Consider the following 16,775-nt stretch of genomic DNA (forward strand, 5'->3'; position numbering starts at 1 on the left):
TCTATTCACCTGCTTTCTGAAGATGTTCGGCTAAATACTGGCTATATTGAAATGGTGCGCGATGAATATCTTTCATGGTCTCCGGCTGTAGTACCTGAATGATTTTCCTTCCGGGCTTCGAGTTAATGTCCATTATCCATATTTGACCTTTTTTATCGATGCCTAGATCAATCCCCAACTCGAATAATCTTTCAAAGACAGCTTCGGTTTCTATGGGCAGGGTGCGAAGGATATGCTGAATTTTTCGTTCGACAGCAATCGTAATCGTTTCTGGGTTTCTTTTGATGAAAGTATCCAGTGAAATGGCTTCCCCGCCTGTGGCAAGATTTGAGGTAATTCCGTCTTTTTGTCCCGTCCGAATCCCGCGGCCCCGTTCCATCCAGTGATTCTTCTCGTTTTTTTGAAGTAAAATCCGTAAATCAAATGGCTCGTTATTTTGGTTGCAAAGTTCCAAATATGGCTGGCAGAGGTAACGGTATCGATTTAATAAATGCTGCAGCCATTTGTTAAGCTGAGATTTGGAAGAGAATTGGCGGTCATATTTGGTGCCCTTTTTCGTCATGGATACTAAAGTGCCGTCTTCGGTATTTGAAAGAAGATAGATTCCTGTACCTCCTGCACCGAATTCAGGTTTGATGATGATTTTATCCAGGCGTTCCAAATGACCTGTAATATCTTCAGGTGTCGTCACTTGTACGGTCTCTGGAAAAAATGCCTGTAGGTGTGGATGGTTTTTTAGGATTTGGTACACTTCCCACTTACCAGGAAGGCCCAGCCCTAAGAAATTCGAGTTATCTTTTAACCAATCGATTTTGTGTCGCGTTTCCGTTGACTCACGAACTAATCCGTGAAAACAGCGATCATATACAAAATCAGGTAAATCAAAAGATGCGGCGATCCAAGTTTCGTTCTCGGCATCAAAACGCTCGCCCCGCACCTTTTTTAAATCCATATCAATATTTTCCGGTGAGAATTTACAAACTTTCATATTAAATGATTTAGCGGTTTTGGCTATTTCGGTGAAGTAGTTGTTTTCATGTGAATCCGACGCGGCCATTAATCCTATTAACACGTGCTAGCAACTCCTTTTATGGATGGTTTTCGCGGTTAAGGGTAAGCATGAAATCTATGATTGACTTTACTGATGGACGAAAGGTTTCATAGTTGCCTTGAAATTTTTTCGAAGGTTTTGAATTCACTTCGATGATCCATGGATGGATATCGGTATCCAGTGCTAAATCGATCCCTAGCTCACCGAATGAATCGTCATGGTTTACCACTAAGGCCTGGGCAGTGTTTTTAGCCAGTCGTACGAGCTTTTGATATATGCTGCTGGCGTCCTGAAGGTCAAATGCTTCCTTTAGAAAATCCGGCCCATTTTTCATCAATCCGCCTTGTGCAATATTGGAAACGATAGTACCAGGGTCCCCAATCCGGGCAACCATTGATGAAACTTTCCATTCAAGCTGTTCGTTCCGGTGAAGAAGTATGCGGAAATCAACTTTTCTCTGATCGGTTTCGAATAGGGAAATCCCTTTTTGAAGAATGAAGGATTGTTTTCTGGAAAACCTTTTTAAGGTTTCATACAACTTTTCATCCGTATCAGCAAAATGCACATCCTGGAGATGTCCAGATTGCTCGATTTTCCATTTATCAGCTACTTGCGTTAATCTGAAAATATTTCTGCCCTGGCTGCCTGATACGGGTTTAAAGTAGATTACCGAATGCTTTTCTATAAATGTGAAGAAAGATTCCTTTTCGTTAAAAAGTATCGTCTCTGGCAAATTTGGCAACAGCTCATCTTCTAAGATTAGCAGCTCATGTACATGATGTTTGGAGAGGAACCTTCCATTGAACATCGGTTTTGACAGTTCCTGGAGTTCAGTTTTAAACAGCTTGAAAGAATGCGATTCCTCAAGTTTTCGCGAATGAATCCGGTTATAAAATACATCAGGAATGGGGAGGGGCATGGTTTGCCAGCCATCTTGCCCTGGCAGGTAACCTTCCACAACTCCATCATGAAGAGACTGCAGTTTTACTAAATAGAAGGGGATGCCCTGCTGATTACAATATGATTTTATTTCCTGATAAAATTTTTCCATCTCGCCGAATGTCCCGTCTTGTAAGGGAGTCTGGTTCATGAGTGAAGCGAAGAATGGGCCTATTTTAATTGACCTTCCCTCCGCATGGTATGAGACGGAGATTGGATCGGAAAAAACGGGTAAGGATAAAATTTGGTTCATATCATATGAAAGTTTCAATGTAGGCTGGGATGACGGAAATGGCTGGACAAGTACCGGAACGGAACGGCATCCAGCCATGATCGTTACGGGTTCTCCAAATTGAAGGCCCCATTCCTTAAATAGTTTTTCTTCGATAAACAGTAGCGCCTTCTTTCTAGTCTCTGCGGGATTTACCGTAATGAAAACTTTCTGATGGTTAAGGTTCATAATAATTCCCCGTTTGCACTAAGTTTGATATCCTTTAATAATTAAATGCTGGGCAAATGTGGATAACACATTCTATGTTTTTTTAAATAGAAGGTGTCATCAAGCCTCTATTTCAAGCAATAAAAGGAGAAATTTCATGGCTGAGTTTTGGATGACGATACTGTTTATGGTCGTCGTAGGTGCTGTAATAGGTGGCTTCACTAATTTATTAGCTATCCGAATGCTGTTCAGACCTTATAAACCAATCTATATTTTCGGGAAACAGCTGCCGTTGACACCAGGGTTGATTCCGAAGAGGCAGATGAGTTAGCCAAACAATTAGGCAAATTGGTGGTTGATCATTTAATCACGCCAGAGAGCATTCAAAGTAAAGTCATCAATGATGCCTCTATACAGAATATGAAAATTTTCGTGAAGGCAGAAGTAAAGAAAGCATTGTCCACGGAAAAAAGTACTGCTCAATTGCTTGATCAATTGGGAATCAAGAATTCTTCATTTACGTTAGAACAGAGATTACAAACATTCATTCTTGGTAAATATGAAACCTGGTCGGAAGAGAACAGGAGCAAGAGCTTGAAGGATATCGTCCCGCCGCACATCCAGCAAAAAGCCCTCGACTCGATTCCTGATTTTTCACGTTTCATTGTGAAAAAGGGAAAAGAATATTTTGACAGTGCAGAAGGCAAAAGCCGTCTTGAAGACATGTTGGATGATTTTTTCAAGGAACGGGGCAAGCTGATCAATTTAATTCAGATGTTCATTGGAAAAGAAAAGTTAATTGATAAGATTCAGCCGGAAATCATTAAATTTTTTGAACAATCGAGAACGATTGATATATTGTCAGTGATGATGGTGAAAGAGTGGGGAAATCTCGAGAAATGGGATGTAGAGAAAATCGAGGGAATGGTCGGACGAGAAACGATAAAACAATTGATTACCGAAAAAACGGCTGAAATGCTGCCTGTCGCTTCGATCATGAAGAAGCCGGTTCGAGAATTGACGGCTAATTTCATGGACACCATTGTGGAAAAAGGCGTCCCGATCTTCGTGGAAAAAGGTGCCGATTACTTAATCAATCATTTTCAGCCGCTTTTCCAAAAACTGCATTTGGACGATATCGTGGAAGAACAGGTTTCGGCATTTTCGGTTTCCTGACTTGAGGAAATGGTCGTTTCCATCACTAAGAAGGAATTGTCGATGATCACATACCTTGGGGTTCTGCTTGGTGGAATAATCGGTTTATTTCAAGGTTTCGTAACTGTTTTTATAGGATGACGTGTAATTCGCAATCGGATTTGTTATAGTGGAAAAGGTGTAGGAATACAATGATTACCGGGAGGGGAAAAAATGAGTAACGTATATGATGCAGCGTATGAAATGGAAAAGGCGATTAGGGCAAGTAATGAATATGCCGATTTGCAACGCTTATATGATCTTGTCAATTCTGATGAAGCAACAAAAGGAATGTTTGAAAACTTCCGTAATCTGCAGATGTCATTGCAGCAAAAGCAAATGATGGGACAGGAGATTGCACCGGAAGAGGTTGAGCAAGCACAAAAGACAGTACAGCTTGTCCAACAAAACCCAACCATTTCACAATTGATGGAAGCTGAACAACGGATGAGCATGGTCATCGCAGACCTCAATAAAATTATCATGAAGCCGCTTGAAGATTTATATGGCTTACCTGAACAACAGCAATAAGCAGTTGGAGAGACTCCCTTCTATAATGGTTGGGGGTTTTTTTGTTCCCTAAAAGCACCGGTGCAAGGGTCATGAACCACTATTTGTTCTATTCTCGAAATTTTAGTCATAAATTTGAAAGAGGATACTACAGATGGGGGAGATCAGCATGGTATATCGATTACTTGCGGTCAATATCGACGGGACATTGCTCCAATCGAATGGCCGTTTAAATAAATCGACTAAAGAAGCAATAGATTATGTTCACCAAAAAGGTGTCCATGTTGCACTTGTGACGTCAAGAAACTATCACTCAGCAAAAAAAGTGGCCAAAGCCCTAAAAATAAATCCGATGATCGTTGCTCAGCAAGGAGCCTTTGTCGGAGCTTCCATAGAAAAGCCTATAATGGTAAAAAGAATATCAGAAGAACTGACTGCAGAGCTCGTACAAATGCTTGAAAAGACCACGTGCCAAATATTGCTCGTTCATGAAAAATACTCGCTGGGCAATCGGGTGAACCTTCCCGAGAATTTGCTTGGTAAAACGGTTATGTATATGAATGATCAAAATATTTATGCTCAAAATTATGTGGACGATATCAGTGAAGAGCTTTTTGACCAGCCGATGGCCCCGACGAAGATGGACATAATATTTCCAGAAAAAAGTGATCGAAATGATATGTTGAAATTGATAAAGGAAATGTTCCCTGAAGTGGATGCAATCTTACATCCAGGACATAAAGTGACAATCGTTCCTAAGGGTGTTTCCAAATGGAGTGGTGTATTGTATCTAGCTGACCATTTAGAGGTGAAAAGAACGGAAATCGTCTCGATTGGAGATGGATTGGATGATATGGAGATGATTGCCGGTTCTGGTTTGGGAGTTGCCATGGGCAATGCGGATGAGGAAGTAAGGAAAGTTGCAAAATGGGTGACGCGCTCCAATGATCAAGATGGTGTTGCCTATATGCTGAGGGAATTTTTCCGGAAACAGCATCCGATCGATTTTTTACAAAAGATGAATATGCTTAAGTGAATGGCGGGGCTCCTTCATATAGAAGGGGCCCCATTCAGGTAATGTCGCTTGCGAGGCCTGTTATATTTCATAATAATTATAAGTTTCTTTCCATAAACTAAAGGAAAATCAGTAATGGAAAGGAAGAATTCAATGGGTGTAATCAATGCAAAAGAAGTGCAAGTCGGTGACGAGGTGTTTGTGATTTATAATAATCCGCATGTTCCTACCGTTTCGAATATAAGGGCAGCGGAAATTGTACCGCATCCCAAAGATCCCAATGCAGTTGCCTTGTTCCTGAACGATACATTTCATACGATTGAGGATGATGATGCTTTGTTCACTTCGGAAGCCGCAGCGGAAAAAGCATACAGTGATTATATGGATAACCAGGACCAAATGACTTGAAGAGCGAATACTTCGCTTTACGGAAAGAGAATGAACAGATGAAAGCCCTCGCTTAAAAAGCGGGGGCTCCTTTTGATTATTAAATTAGAGCATTGAACAAACGTAGCTTGGCATTGATTGGCCCCATAGAAAGGAACCAAACTCACGAGTGGATGCTCCGAATTTACAAGTAAAAGCACGAAACTCACGAGTATTTGCTCTAAACTTACCGATACTCACATGTCAGAAGCCATTAGTGATTAAAACAGCAAATTTGACTGGTGAATTTCTGTCTTAATTAAAAAATACTGCCACTCGTTTTTTCAAGAAAAACAGAGTGACAGTTACATAATCTCAGTTATTGGATTGTACGAATAGTTTCATTGCGTGAATTTGGCCTATATGATTGGTTTCATGCAAGACTACAAAATTAATGAATTCTCCCACTGTTTCCATTCCGTTGAAAGGCTGTGCCGTTTTTTCTGTCAGTCGTTCTTCCGGAATTTCAAGAAGTCGACCAAGTTGATCATGCAACTGTTGCTTTAAAACTTCAACTGTAGGTACATCCCCGGTCCAGTCGGCAGGTTTTGAACCATATCCGAATAGCTGGCTGTAATTCGCTGGCAAATTGCTGTTGGCGTTCAATAAAAATTTTTCCGCTGCAGTAAGGACATGTCCAATGTGCCAATGGATTGTATTATTAAAGCCTTCAGGCTGCACATCCATAAACTCTGGATTGATTCCCTCGATTTCTTTTAAAAGATTGCCGCGCATGGCTGTCAGTTGATTTTTAATATAATTCATTTTACATTCCCCTTTCAATCTTGTTTTTCTTACCGCTACTCATGAAATTATAGCAAGGATATTTCAATATTATCAAATTTTAGATAAGCCTTTCAAAAGGGAAGGGCTTATCGATTTACAATTTATTTCATTTTAAGGGTTGTAATTGTCAGATAATTTATTATAATTAAAATAATGTCAGGTAAACTTACATGAATATGTAAAGTTAAGGTGCGGAAAGAGAAACAAGATGATGGTAATTAAAGTCAGTGTATGTGTTTATTGCGAGGGAAGAGTGTATCCAAATTTAATGGGGAGTACTTGGAATATTTGGCGGTATAGTTTGGCAAAAGGAGAGAGGGTATGCGTTTAACAGCAAGGGAGCAGGAAAAGTTAATGGTTGTAGTGGCGGCAGATTTGGCAAGAAGGCGAAAAGATCGCGGCTTGAAATTGAACTATCCGGAATCCATTGCCTTGATTACCTATGAAATAGTTGAAGGCGCCAGGGATGGGAAATCAGTATCGGAACTGATGCAATTTGGCAGGACGATTCTTTCAAGTGAAGATGTTATGGATGGGATTCCTGAGATTATTCATGATATTCAAGTTGAGGCGACGTTTCCGGATGGTACAAAGCTTGTGACTGTTCATAATCCGATTCAGTAAGGAGGAGGAGGCCATGATACCAGGTGAATATATCTTGAAAAAAGAACCGGTGGTATGTAACGAGGGAAAGATTTCAACGGTCATAACAGTCATCAACAGGGGAGACCGTCCGATACAGATTGGATCACACTTTCACTTTTATGAAGTGAATCTTGGACTGGAGTTCATTCGTGAGAATGCTTTTGGGAAAAGGCTGAACATTCCTGCCGGTACAGCTGTCCGTTTTGAGCCGGGTGATGCGAAGGAAATCGAACTGGTCCCATTCAGCGGCAAGAGGGAAGTTTATGGATTAAGTAATAAAACGAATGGTCCGCTTGATAAGGAGTGAAAATATGAGTCATGAGATGTCACGTAAGCAATATGCCGACATGTTTGGTCCGACAACAGGGGATTTAATTAGATTGGCAGATACCGAGCTTTTTATAGAAGTGGAAAAGGATTTTACAAAGTACGGGGATGAAGTGAAATTTGGCGGGGGTAAAGTGATCCGTGATGGTATGGGGCAACATCCAACCGCTTCAAGAGATGAGGTGATGGATCTTGTTTTCACCAACGCGATCATCATCGATTATTCAGGCATTTATAAAGCGGACATTGGCGTGAAGGATGGAAATATTTCAGCTATAGGAAAAGCGGGAAATCCCCTATTGATGGATGGGGTGACAATGGTGATAGGAGCAGCTACCGAAATAATTGCAGCTGAAGGAAAGATCGTTACAGCTGGTGGTATTGATGCCCACATCCATTTCATTGCCCCGCAGCAAATCGAGACTGCACTGTCAAGCGGGATCACGACAATGATCGGTGGGGGAACCGGACCAGCAACGGGAACGAACGCCACGACGTGTACTCCGGGAGCTTGGAATATACATAAAATGCTCGAAGCAGCAGATCATTTCCCTATGAATCTCGGTTTTTTGGGTAAAGGCAATTCCTCGGCCAAAGAACCGCTTGCTGAGCAAATAGAGGCTGGTGCGATCGGGCTGAAATTACATGAAGATTGGGGCACGACAGCTGCAGCGATCGATACAAGTTTAATGGTGGCTGACGAATACGATGTTCAAGTGGCGATTCATTCCGACACGCTTAATGAAGGTGGTTTCGTTGAGGATACGATCAGAGCGATCGACGGCCGTGTCATTCATACATATCATACCGAAGGAGCGGGCGGGGGGCATGCCCCTGATATCATCAAGGCGGCTAGTTATCCTAATATTCTCCCGTCCTCGACGAACCCTACCCGTCCATACACCATCAATACGTTGGAAGAGCATTTGGATATGCTGATGGTATGCCATCATTTGGATCCATCCGTTCCGGAAGATATCGCTTTTGCCGATTCCCGGATAAGAAAAGAAACTATTGCAGCTGAAGACATTCTTCATGACCTGGGCGTCTTTAGCATGATCAGCTCCGATTCCCAAGCGATGGGTCGTGTAGGAGAAGTTATACTACGAACATGGCAGACTGCCGATAAGATGAAAAAGCAGCGTGGCAAAATGCTGGAGGATACAGGGGAAGGGGACAATTTCCGCGTTAAGCGTTATATTGCCAAATATACGATAAATCCTGCAATTACACATGGGATTTCTGATGTCGTCGGATCTGTGGAAGAAGGGAAATTCGCAGACTTGGTGCTATGGAATCCAGCCTTTTTCGGAGTTAAACCGGACATGATTCTAAAAGGGGGCATGATCGCGCACAGTATGATGGGAGATCCGAATGCTTCGATTCCAACGCCTCAACCCGTGTTATACCGCCCGATGTTTGCAAGTTTTGGAAAGGCCGTTGCGAGTACGTCGATTACGTTCCTATCAAAAGCATCATATGAAGCGGGAATTCATGATGACCTTGGTTTGAAAAAAATAGTGAGGACTGTCTCGAACATTCGCAATCTTACAAAAAAAGATATGAAGTTAAACGGGGAGACCCCTGTCATAGAAGTTGATCCGCAAACATATGAAGTGACGGTGGATGGTGATTTAATTACGTGTGAGCCTGCGGAAATCCTGCCGATGGCGCAACGATACTTTTTATTCTGAGGTGATAACATGATAGTTGAAGAAGTATTGGGGAATATAGAGTTTGTTGAAAAAAAAGCGAAACATATGGAAAAGGTTTATCTGGAAAGCGATGCATTAAGAAAACGGATACTAAGGGTTAAAACGGATCATGGAAATGAAATAGGGATACGCCTTAAAGAAAACAAGGATTTGATGGATGGCGACATCCTTTATATGGATGAAAATAATATGATTGTGATCCATACGATAGATGACGATATTTTGACGATCTTGCCTACAACTCTAGGGCAGATGGGCGATATAGCGCATCAATTGGGAAATCGCCACTTACCTGCCCAATTTGATGGGGATGAAATGCTTGTTCAATATGATTACCTGGTGGAAGAGCTTTTAATGGAACTTGATATACCGTTTCGTCGTGAAAAGAGAAAGGTGAAGCAGGCATTCCGTCATATCGGCCATTCACATGATTGAACGTTTGTTTCCGTTGATCCAGCTTTGTGATTCCAATTTTCCTTCTGGGTCGTTCTCCCATTCATTCGGGATGGAGACTTACATTCAAGAAGGGAAGATCCATGATGCAAATTCTTTAAAGGCGTTTTTGAAGGTATACATTTCTAAATCTTTAACTTATACAGATGGACTGGGGTGCCGGCTTGCATATGAATTCGTAAGTAGTCGTAGGGCTGAAAGAATATGGGATCTGGATGAGTTGCTTTATGCCGCATGCTCCGCCCAGGAATCCAGGGAAGCCTCGAAAAGAATTGGACAGCAGATGGCTAAACTATGCTCGAACTTATACCCATCCGAAGAGTTATCGGAATACTTGAAGAAAATCCAAGGAAAACAATGCTATGGACATCCGGCCATTGTATTTGCGCTTGTGTGTAACGAACTGAACCTTACCGTAGAAATGGCCATTCATGCCTGTTTGTATGCAGCCGTGTCCTCGCTGATCCAAAATGCAGTAAGAGGGATCCCTTTAGGTCAGACAGCTGGACAATCATTGTTATTTTGGACACATGAGGTCATCCAGACAGCCGTTGCATTCATTAAAGGACTTCCAGAGGATGAACTCGGACGGACACTGCCGGGATTGGAAATCGCCCAAATGAGGCATGAGGGTTTACATGTAAGACTATTTATGAGTTAACCAGAAAAGAGGTGACAGGTTTGCCTCATATGGAGGTAAATCGAAATGGATGAAACAAGTAGTCAAAATAGGTGTAGGCGGCCCGGTTGGTGCCGGAAAAACGATGCTTGTCGAGAAGTTGACACGGGTAATGGAAAATGACTTCAGCATGGCAGTTGTAACGAATGATATATATACAAAAGAAGATGCGCTGTTTTTAATGAAAAATGGTGTACTTCCTGAAAATCGGATCATTGGTGTGGAAACAGGCGGCTGTCCACATACAGCGATACGTGAGGACGCCTCGATGAATTTTGCAGCCATTGATGAATTGATGGAACTCCATCCGGAACTGGATTTGATCTTTGTGGAGAGCGGCGGTGATAATTTAGCGGCGACCTTCAGCCCTGAACTCGTTGACTTTTCAATCTATATCATTGATGTCGCACAAGGAGAGAAAATCCCTCGGAAAGGTGGCCAGGGAATGATTAAATCGGATTTATTCATCATTAATAAAACGGACTTGGCGCCGTATGTAGGAGCAAGCCTGGAAGTGATGGAGAGGGATACATTAACGACCCGAGGGAATAAACCTTTCTTTTTTACTAACTTAAAAGACGAAAAGGGTTTGACTGATGTCGTCAACTGGATAAAGTCAGAGGCATTTCTAGTAGGTCTTGAGCAATGAGTTGGACAGGCAGCATTCGCTTAAAGGCGGTGCTGAAAAATGCTCGAACGATAGTGAGTGATGCTTATTATGACGGGGCATTCAAATTGTCCCGTCCTGTGTTTCTTGATGAACTTTCACCTACCTATTTTCTCATTCATGTTGGAGGCGGCTATGTAGGTGGTGACAAGTACCATCAGCTTTTTTGTTTGGAAGAAGGGGCTACAATGACATTGACGACACAGTCTGCGACAAAGATATACAAAACGATGGATGAGCCGGCAGTGCAGAAAACCGAGTTAGTCTTAAAAAAGGAAAGTTTTCTTACCTATGTGCAGGACCCTGTAATTGCCTATGAATCTGCCCGATATATTCAGGATACGACGATACATATGGAAAGCGGAGCGGGATTGTTGATGACTGATATATTTACACCAGGATGGTCAGAGAGCAGGGGGACATTTACATATGATTGGATCCGATCCAAATTGAATGTGTTTCAAGATGGTAAAAGGCTGATAATGGACCACTTGTTTCTGAATCCTTCAGACGAGATGGACTCTGTACTTTTATTGGAAGGATACAGTCATTTTGGCTCGCTATTATTGATATATCAAGAGGTGGATGGGGAATTCATTACCGAGCTAGATGAAATGCTTTCCCCGTTAGGAAGCAATGTTAGAATAGGTTTTTCCCAGCTGCCGATACGTGGTTTGATGCTGCGGGTATTGGCAAATCAAACTCAACAGATAGAAAAGGTATTTTCAGTTTGTGAGGATCTCTTCCGAAGGAAAATCCTTCGGGAGGATCCAATTTTTTATCGTAAATATTAGTAAAGGGAAAGGCTGTGTTTTATGGAAATGAGTTTATTGCTGGTTTTAGGGATTGGATTTGTATTAGGCATCAAGCATGCTCTGGAACCCGATCATATCATTGCCGTTTCTACGATTGCGAGCCAAAGCAAGAAAATATGGAAATCTTCACTTGCAGGCGTATTTTGGGGAATCGGGCATACACTTACTCTTTTCGTGTTCGGTGTCATCCTGATCCTTTTGAAAAACGAAATTCCGGAAGCTTGGGCAATGTCATTGGAATTTCTTGTGGGAATCATGCTGGTATATTTAGGTTTCACGACGATTTTTTCTTGGAAGCAACCGGAGCGGCATGACCATACAGGACGGGCTACATATCTGAAATCGATGATAGTGGGAATTGTCCACGGACTTGCAGGCAGTGCTGCAATGGTCCTTCTTACTATAAGTACGATTGATGAAGCATGGCAGGGGGCAATCTACATTATCATATTTGGTGTGGGTACTTGTATAGGCATGCTTCTGTTCACTACGATTTTAAGCATCCCCTTTGTCACGAGCTCTTCCTCCAAAAAAGTCAATCGTTTACTCATCCGATTGACAGGTGTGATAAGCACGGTTTTCGGAATCTATTATATGTACAATCTAGGCATCAACGAGGAACTATTTTCTGTATGGTTTGGGTGAATGCAGGCCATATGCAAGGGATACAAGGATCATGAACTCTCAAGCCAAAAGCTTGAGGGTTTTTTTGCTGTTAATAAATCGATAAACATTCCTATTACTCTTTTGAGTGGACTAGTATAATGAAATATATTGGATAATTAATCCATTTGGGTGTGAGGAGATGACATGTAATGAAAAGGAAACCGTTCCTGGTTGCACTTAGCCTAATATCAATAACGTTAGCTTCAGGTTGCACAACAAAGCAAGAACATATTTCCGTTCAAAAATATGAAGGTAAAAACTACAAATTCGAAGCATATAAAGAAAAGATAGAAATGGGGAAAACAGAAAAAACAAAAGAAATAGTAAAGAATGCTGAGTGGGAAGAATTCGCATTGGAGAAGGATCATCCTAAGGCGGACTTCATCTTTTATTTTAATGATGAAAAAAGCGAAGGTAAAATAGCTGTATTTTATGTTTGGGTTAATACTGATGAAAATATTGTAGAATTGACGAAGGATGAACATAGCCAGTATGTACAGTTAAATAGAAAGGATTCTGAAACTATATTAAGACTGCTGCATTAATGAAAAGGAGAAGATTCCTACTTTCAAAATTCCAGACAAGCAACTTTTTATCATGTGCCCGAATAACATCAGAGTTAGAGTATTTAACGTAGCCGGCTTTTTAAGGTGTAATCTTTAGGGGGACTTATGAGGAAAATTACTTTATCTAATGGAAAACGGTGGAAGTTGAATGTTTAAGCTGTGCTTTGACAAGTGGGGAGGTAGAAGCCGAGGGTGGTGTAATAGTCGAATCTGAATATTTTCATGCTCACCAAGACGTTGCATATCCCATTAAAGGTTTAGTTATTTTAGCATCTAAACGCCATTTTAAGTGCTTTGATGAAATAAATAAACCAGAAAAGGTTGATTACATAAACTTATTATCCAAGATTAGAAAAGCACAAAGGGAAATATTAGGGATAGAACATGTTTATTACTTTTACAATGAGGATACTACCCACCATTTTCATACTTGGAAATTTTCAACATTATTCAATCTCTTTCTTGCATGCAGCAAAACCGTTCTAACTGATTCCACCGAACGTCCAAACTCGTACATCCATTCATATCGAGGAACCATGGTATCGAGGCATTAAAAAAAGAACTAAACCCTTAATCCTTCCTTTTCCAAAGAAACAGATGCGTGATTTCCCAAAATCTATAATAATGTTTGATAACACCTTGTTTATAAAAGGAGAAAGAAACCGGACTTGCATACAAGTCCGGTTTCTTTCATTCTGCTCAGGCTAAATCAGTCTTCTTGTTCGTTGTCCTCAATAGTGGCATGGTGCAACAACGGAAAGAGCCACCGGACTTGATGATTTCGCTTATATCGACTTCAATGACTTCGTATCCGCGTTCACGTAGCTGACTATTTACCTGTGTATTACATGGAAGACTGAATAATTTTTTATTCCCAATCGAAAGCACGTTGGTTCCTAATGTGAATTGCTCTTCTTTAGTCACTTCGATCATGTCATAACGTGAACCTAATAAATCCAACTCTTTTTTTGTAAAGGACTCTGGAAAAATAAGCGCCTCTGTAGGTGATATGATATTGAATACACAATCTAAATGAAGGAATTTTTCAATAAAAGGAACCGCGATGACATCGTATTCCGGTAATAAGGTTTGAAGATGCTTGATGGATGTTTCATCCGTTCTTTCACTGATTCCAATATAGATAGTCTTTCCATCAATAATGACATCCCCGCCCTCGATATGATTTTTGCGGAGGTTGACAAATGGGATATCGTTCGTTTCGAGCCAGGATTTCAATATTAGTTCTTCCCCCTGCCTGATACCTGTAGCCAACTCAGCTACATAAACGGTATTGCCAAGAGTGAAACCGATATCTCTCGTGAAGACTTGTTCTGGATATGTAAATTCCGGCGGAAGTTTTATGACCTCAATCCCTTCATGTTCAAGAGCCTTTATAAATTGGGCGTGCTGCTCCAAGGCAAGTACTTGATCGATATTTTCTTCTTGAAACTCTTTTTGAGTTTCGTTAATGATCTCCCGAATCTCCATATAACGGGGTTCACAGACCATCACCCGTAATAGCTTTGAATATTCACTCGCACAATAAGCTTCTAGTTCTTCGTTTATTTTGTTTACCATAAATGAGCTCCCTCTAAATATAATTGTATCTTTACTATTTCCTCTTTTTTCTAGAAAGAAACATAAAAAATATGTCAGAGAACTGCACCACTAAAGTTGGATGGTTTAAAAAATAACTTTTTAGATTACGCTCCTAATAACTGATTCCGATATATACCGGTTAGATCCTTTCAATTCGAAGAAAAGCCAGTTTGCCTGCAGTTTTTAAACGTTCCAGTTGAGTTCCGAAATCCACTCCCTTTCCGCCGACTGTCTGCCAGGCCTTCTCACCGCAAGCGGCTTTGGGGTCTCAACTAGCCAATTATTTGGCAGGAGTGTCGCAAATCTCTTCAATCTAGTGAGGGTTTCATCCATATAAAAAAAGTAAAAAAACATGAAGGGTGACCAAGTTTTCAATTAATAACATGGTTCGGGGTAAGAGCATTCCGAACGTCCTTTTTGTCGTCAAACAGAAAGGAACTAGTTTAGATCCTTTTTTTATTTGAAAATATCATCTAGATTAAGCCGGATTCAAAATAATCGTAAAAGGAACCTAGGGAAAAAGGATTATTTTTTTTCTGGTCGAATATATAATGAGCATGCTTTTAATATAAGGGGGAGATTGTAATGATGGATACTCCATTGATCATGACTCAAATCATTGAGAGGGCTGAAAAATATTTTCCTAAGAAAGAGGTAGTTTCGCGTACGGATGGTGGAATTCATACATTTACATATGCTGAGATTGCTGAGCGTACAAGAAGGCTGACAAGTAATCTTGAAAAATTCGGTATTCAAACAGGTGACCGCATTGGAACACTTGCCTGGAACCATCATCGTCATTTAGAAGCTTATTTTGCAATTCCTTGTCATGGTGCTGTCCTACATACAATTAATATGCGTCTGTCTCCTCAACATGTTTCTTATATCGTCAATAGTGCGGAGGATCGATTATTATTGATAGACCCGGACGTCATCCCCCTTTTGGAAGCAATTAAAGATGAGTTAACGACAGTGGAAGGTTATATCATAATGACGGATAAAGAGGAGCTGCCCGATACGACCCTTTCACCTATTTACCATTATGAAAAATTATTAGCCGAAGGGAATCCGCAACAGGCCTTCATTCAAACCTTGGATGAAAATGCACCTGCCGGCATATGTTATACTTCCGCCACGACCGGGAATCCAAAAGGTGTGGTTTATTCACATCGCGGAATTTTGTTGCATGCGATTGCACTGGGGCTTGCCGATTCTACAGCATTAAGCGAACGTGATGTGGCCCTTCCTGTCGTGCCCATGTTTCATGTGAATGCCTGGGGGATGCCTTTTGCCAGTGTTTGGTTTGGAACGAAGATGGTTTTACCGGGACCCTATTTCACCCCAAAGATTTTGGCTGAGCTTATAGAAACGGAGAAGGTTACAATCGCAGCAGGGGTTCCGACGATATGGCTGGGCTTATTGAAGGAGCTAGAAGAAGGCTGCCATGATACGAGCAGCATTCGTGCTGTTTTATGCGGAGGGTCGGCAGCTCCGAAAAGCATGATTAAAACCTTTGAACAAAAGTATGGGATACCATTCCTGCATGCCTATGGAATGACTGAAACAAGCCCGCTCGTATTTGTATCCAAACCAAAAAGCTATCAGGAAGACCTCCCTGAAGAAGAACTTTATGAGTTGAAGGCCAAGCAAGGGCTTGTTTCGCCAATGATAGAAATTAAAGTGATCGGTCAGGATGGCGAAGTGAAACCTGATGGAAAAGAAATGGGCGAATTGCTGATCAGGGGCCCTTGGATAGCAAATGAGTATTTTAAGGATGGGCGGTCAGAAGATACGTTTAAAGATGGCTGGCTGTATACGGGGGATGTTGTCACGATTGATGAAGAAGGATTCGTGAAAATCGTCGACCGGACTAAGGACTTGATAAAAAGCGGCGGTGAGTGGATTTCTTCCGTAGATTTAGAGAATGCATTAATGGCCCACGAAGGAATCTTTGAGGCGGCGGTAATTGCAGTGCCTCATGAAAAATGGCAGGAACGGCCGATTGCCTGTGTTGTTTTGAAGGACGCATACAAGGGGCAAGTGTCCCAGGAGGACATCATCGAATTTTTAAAGCCGCAGTTTGCAAAATGGTGGCTGCCTGATGAAGTGGTCTTTTTGGATGAAATCCCGAAAACCGGTGTTGGGAAGTTCCTGAAAAGGGCATTGCGCGATCAACTTCAAGATAAATATATAAATAAATAAATAAATAATGCTATATTTGTTTGATTATAACTTTTCACCCTATTCTGTTAATGGATGATAAATATATAATAGAGTCATAGA

General features: G+C 41.2%; 18 protein-coding genes and 3 pseudogenes. 16 read left to right on the plus strand and 5 right to left on the minus strand.

Going from position 1 to position 16,775, the window contains the following annotated elements:
- Position 1 precedes the first annotated feature (1 nt).
- Both NYE63_RS06190 and NYE63_RS06195 read right to left on the minus strand, forming a co-directional pair.
- The gene (locus tag NYE63_RS06190) at positions 2-1,072 is read right to left on the minus strand and encodes a YheC/YheD family protein (RefSeq protein WP_342604497.1); all 1,071 of its coding nucleotides are present in this window, start codon (positions 1,070-1,072) and stop codon (positions 2-4) included.
- Positions 1,073-1,088: 16 nt separating this feature from the next.
- Positions 1,089-2,102 carry a YheC/YheD family protein gene (locus NYE63_RS06195; protein WP_342604498.1) on the minus strand — a complete coding sequence of 338 codons (1,014 nt, stop codon included), beginning with the start codon at positions 2,100-2,102 and terminating at the stop codon, positions 1,089-1,091.
- A gap of 37 nt (positions 2,103-2,139) precedes the next feature.
- Here NYE63_RS06195 and NYE63_RS06200 point away from each other — a divergent pair, with 37 nt between their 5' ends.
- From NYE63_RS06200 to NYE63_RS06220, 5 genes and pseudogenes are all read left to right on the plus strand, one after another.
- Entirely contained in the window at positions 2,140-2,346 is a 207-nt protein-coding gene (locus NYE63_RS06200) for a hypothetical protein (RefSeq protein WP_342604499.1), read from the plus strand.
- Between the two features lie 324 nt (positions 2,347-2,670).
- A pseudogene (locus NYE63_RS06205) lies at positions 2,671-3,725 on the plus strand (DUF445 family protein).
- Positions 3,726-3,797: 72 nt separating this feature from the next.
- Positions 3,798-4,154, plus strand: coding sequence for a YlbF family regulator (locus NYE63_RS06210; protein ID WP_034314741.1), 357 nt, complete (start codon positions 3,798-3,800; stop codon positions 4,152-4,154).
- Positions 4,155-4,302: 148 nt separating this feature from the next.
- Positions 4,303-5,169, plus strand: a complete 867-nt coding sequence (locus NYE63_RS06215; protein ID WP_342604500.1) for a Cof-type HAD-IIB family hydrolase — start codon at positions 4,303-4,305, stop codon at positions 5,167-5,169.
- Between the two features lie 114 nt (positions 5,170-5,283).
- Positions 5,284-5,556 (plus strand): transcriptional regulator SplA domain-containing protein, encoded by a 273-nt coding sequence (locus NYE63_RS06220; protein WP_230160273.1) that lies wholly within the window; start codon positions 5,284-5,286, stop codon positions 5,554-5,556.
- Positions 5,557-5,889: 333 nt separating this feature from the next.
- On the opposite strand, the gene NYE63_RS06225 is transcribed toward NYE63_RS06220, so the two are convergent.
- Positions 5,890-6,339: a DinB family protein gene (locus NYE63_RS06225; protein ID WP_342604501.1), complete on the minus strand. Its 450-nt coding sequence runs from the start codon at positions 6,337-6,339 to the stop codon at positions 5,890-5,892.
- Positions 6,340-6,681: 342 nt separating this feature from the next.
- Here NYE63_RS06225 and NYE63_RS06230 point away from each other — a divergent pair, with 342 nt between their 5' ends.
- From NYE63_RS06230 to NYE63_RS06275, 10 genes and pseudogenes are all read left to right on the plus strand, one after another.
- Positions 6,682-6,984 (plus strand): urease subunit gamma, encoded by a 303-nt coding sequence (locus NYE63_RS06230; protein ID WP_048687392.1) that lies wholly within the window; start codon positions 6,682-6,684, stop codon positions 6,982-6,984.
- 13 nt (positions 6,985-6,997) lie between these two features.
- A complete protein-coding gene (locus NYE63_RS06235) occupies positions 6,998-7,312 on the plus strand; it encodes an urease subunit beta (RefSeq protein ID WP_063577125.1) in 315 nt (104 codons plus the stop codon).
- A gap of 4 nt (positions 7,313-7,316) precedes the next feature.
- The gene (gene ureC, locus NYE63_RS06240) at positions 7,317-9,026 is read left to right on the plus strand and encodes an urease subunit alpha (protein WP_342604502.1); all 1,710 of its coding nucleotides are present in this window, start codon (positions 7,317-7,319) and stop codon (positions 9,024-9,026) included.
- Positions 9,027-9,035: 9 nt separating this feature from the next.
- Positions 9,036-9,482, plus strand: coding sequence for an urease accessory protein UreE (ureE, locus tag NYE63_RS06245; protein ID WP_342604503.1), 447 nt, complete (start codon positions 9,036-9,038; stop codon positions 9,480-9,482).
- On the plus strand, positions 9,475-10,161 hold the full coding sequence (locus NYE63_RS06250) for an urease accessory protein UreF (protein ID WP_342604504.1): 687 nt from the start codon (positions 9,475-9,477) through the stop codon (positions 10,159-10,161). The genes ureE and NYE63_RS06250 overlap by 8 nt, the downstream gene beginning before the upstream one ends.
- Before the next feature lie 49 nt (positions 10,162-10,210).
- The gene (gene ureG, locus NYE63_RS06255; RefSeq protein WP_342604505.1) at positions 10,211-10,828 is read left to right on the plus strand and encodes an urease accessory protein UreG; all 618 of its coding nucleotides are present in this window, start codon (positions 10,211-10,213) and stop codon (positions 10,826-10,828) included.
- Positions 10,825-11,640: an urease accessory protein UreD gene (locus NYE63_RS06260; protein ID WP_133348865.1), complete on the plus strand. Its 816-nt coding sequence runs from the start codon at positions 10,825-10,827 to the stop codon at positions 11,638-11,640. The genes ureG and NYE63_RS06260 overlap by 4 nt, the downstream gene beginning before the upstream one ends.
- Positions 11,641-11,661: 21 nt before the next feature.
- The gene (locus tag NYE63_RS06265; protein ID WP_342604506.1) at positions 11,662-12,306 is read left to right on the plus strand and encodes a sulfite exporter TauE/SafE family protein; all 645 of its coding nucleotides are present in this window, start codon (positions 11,662-11,664) and stop codon (positions 12,304-12,306) included.
- A 170-nt stretch (positions 12,307-12,476) separates the two neighbouring features.
- Entirely contained in the window at positions 12,477-12,872 is a 396-nt protein-coding gene (locus NYE63_RS06270) for a hypothetical protein (RefSeq protein ID WP_342604507.1), read from the plus strand.
- A gap of 126 nt (positions 12,873-12,998) precedes the next feature.
- Positions 12,999-13,327 (plus strand): annotated as a pseudogene (locus NYE63_RS06275) (diadenosine tetraphosphate hydrolase); the annotation flags it as partial.
- Here the strand turns inward: NYE63_RS06275 and NYE63_RS06280 are convergent.
- A pseudogene (locus tag NYE63_RS06280) lies at positions 13,318-13,431 on the minus strand (diadenosine tetraphosphate hydrolase); the annotation flags it as partial. The pseudogenes NYE63_RS06275 and NYE63_RS06280 overlap by 10 nt on opposite strands.
- Positions 13,432-13,592: 161 nt before the next feature.
- Positions 13,593-14,471 carry a dimethylarginine dimethylaminohydrolase family protein gene (locus NYE63_RS06285; RefSeq protein ID WP_342604508.1) on the minus strand — a complete coding sequence of 293 codons (879 nt, stop codon included), beginning with the start codon at positions 14,469-14,471 and terminating at the stop codon, positions 13,593-13,595.
- Positions 14,472-15,077: 606 nt separating this feature from the next.
- Between NYE63_RS06285 and NYE63_RS06290 the strand changes: the two genes are divergently transcribed.
- Positions 15,078-16,694, plus strand: coding sequence for a long-chain fatty acid--CoA ligase (locus tag NYE63_RS06290; protein WP_342604509.1), 1,617 nt, complete (start codon positions 15,078-15,080; stop codon positions 16,692-16,694).
- The last annotated feature ends 81 nt before the right edge of the window (positions 16,695-16,775 follow it).

Source organism: Peribacillus sp. FSL E2-0159, assembly GCF_038643155.1.
GTDB lineage: Bacteria > Bacillota > Bacilli > Bacillales > DSM-1321 > Peribacillus > Peribacillus simplex.

Coding starts and splice junctions, on each gene's coding strand:
- NYE63_RS06215 (WP_342604500.1), top strand. CDS start 4,303: ATGGTATATCGATTACTTGCGGTCAATATCGACGGGACATTGCTCCAA.
- NYE63_RS06270 (WP_342604507.1), top strand. CDS start 12,477: ATGAAAAGGAAACCGTTCCTGGTTGCACTTAGCCTAATATCAATAACG.
- NYE63_RS06210 (WP_034314741.1), top strand. CDS start 3,798: ATGAGTAACGTATATGATGCAGCGTATGAAATGGAAAAGGCGATTAGG.
- ureC (WP_342604502.1), top strand. CDS start 7,317: ATGAGTCATGAGATGTCACGTAAGCAATATGCCGACATGTTTGGTCCG.
- NYE63_RS06290 (WP_342604509.1), top strand. CDS start 15,078: ATGATGGATACTCCATTGATCATGACTCAAATCATTGAGAGGGCTGAA.
- NYE63_RS06285 (WP_342604508.1), bottom strand. CDS start 14,471: ATGGTAAACAAAATAAACGAAGAACTAGAAGCTTATTGTGCGAGTGAA.
- NYE63_RS06200 (WP_342604499.1), top strand. CDS start 2,140: ATGAGTGAAGCGAAGAATGGGCCTATTTTAATTGACCTTCCCTCCGCA.
- NYE63_RS06260 (WP_133348865.1), top strand. CDS start 10,825: ATGAGTTGGACAGGCAGCATTCGCTTAAAGGCGGTGCTGAAAAATGCT.
- NYE63_RS06195 (WP_342604498.1), bottom strand. CDS start 2,102: ATGGAAAAATTTTATCAGGAAATAAAATCATATTGTAATCAGCAGGGC.
- NYE63_RS06220 (WP_230160273.1), top strand. CDS start 5,284: ATGGAAAGGAAGAATTCAATGGGTGTAATCAATGCAAAAGAAGTGCAA.
- NYE63_RS06235 (WP_063577125.1), top strand. CDS start 6,998: ATGATACCAGGTGAATATATCTTGAAAAAAGAACCGGTGGTATGTAAC.
- ureG (WP_342604505.1), top strand. CDS start 10,211: ATGAAACAAGTAGTCAAAATAGGTGTAGGCGGCCCGGTTGGTGCCGGA.
- ureE (WP_342604503.1), top strand. CDS start 9,036: ATGATAGTTGAAGAAGTATTGGGGAATATAGAGTTTGTTGAAAAAAAA.
- NYE63_RS06265 (WP_342604506.1), top strand. CDS start 11,662: ATGGAAATGAGTTTATTGCTGGTTTTAGGGATTGGATTTGTATTAGGC.
- NYE63_RS06250 (WP_342604504.1), top strand. CDS start 9,475: ATGATTGAACGTTTGTTTCCGTTGATCCAGCTTTGTGATTCCAATTTT.
- NYE63_RS06225 (WP_342604501.1), bottom strand. CDS start 6,339: ATGAATTATATTAAAAATCAACTGACAGCCATGCGCGGCAATCTTTTA.
- NYE63_RS06230 (WP_048687392.1), top strand. CDS start 6,682: ATGCGTTTAACAGCAAGGGAGCAGGAAAAGTTAATGGTTGTAGTGGCG.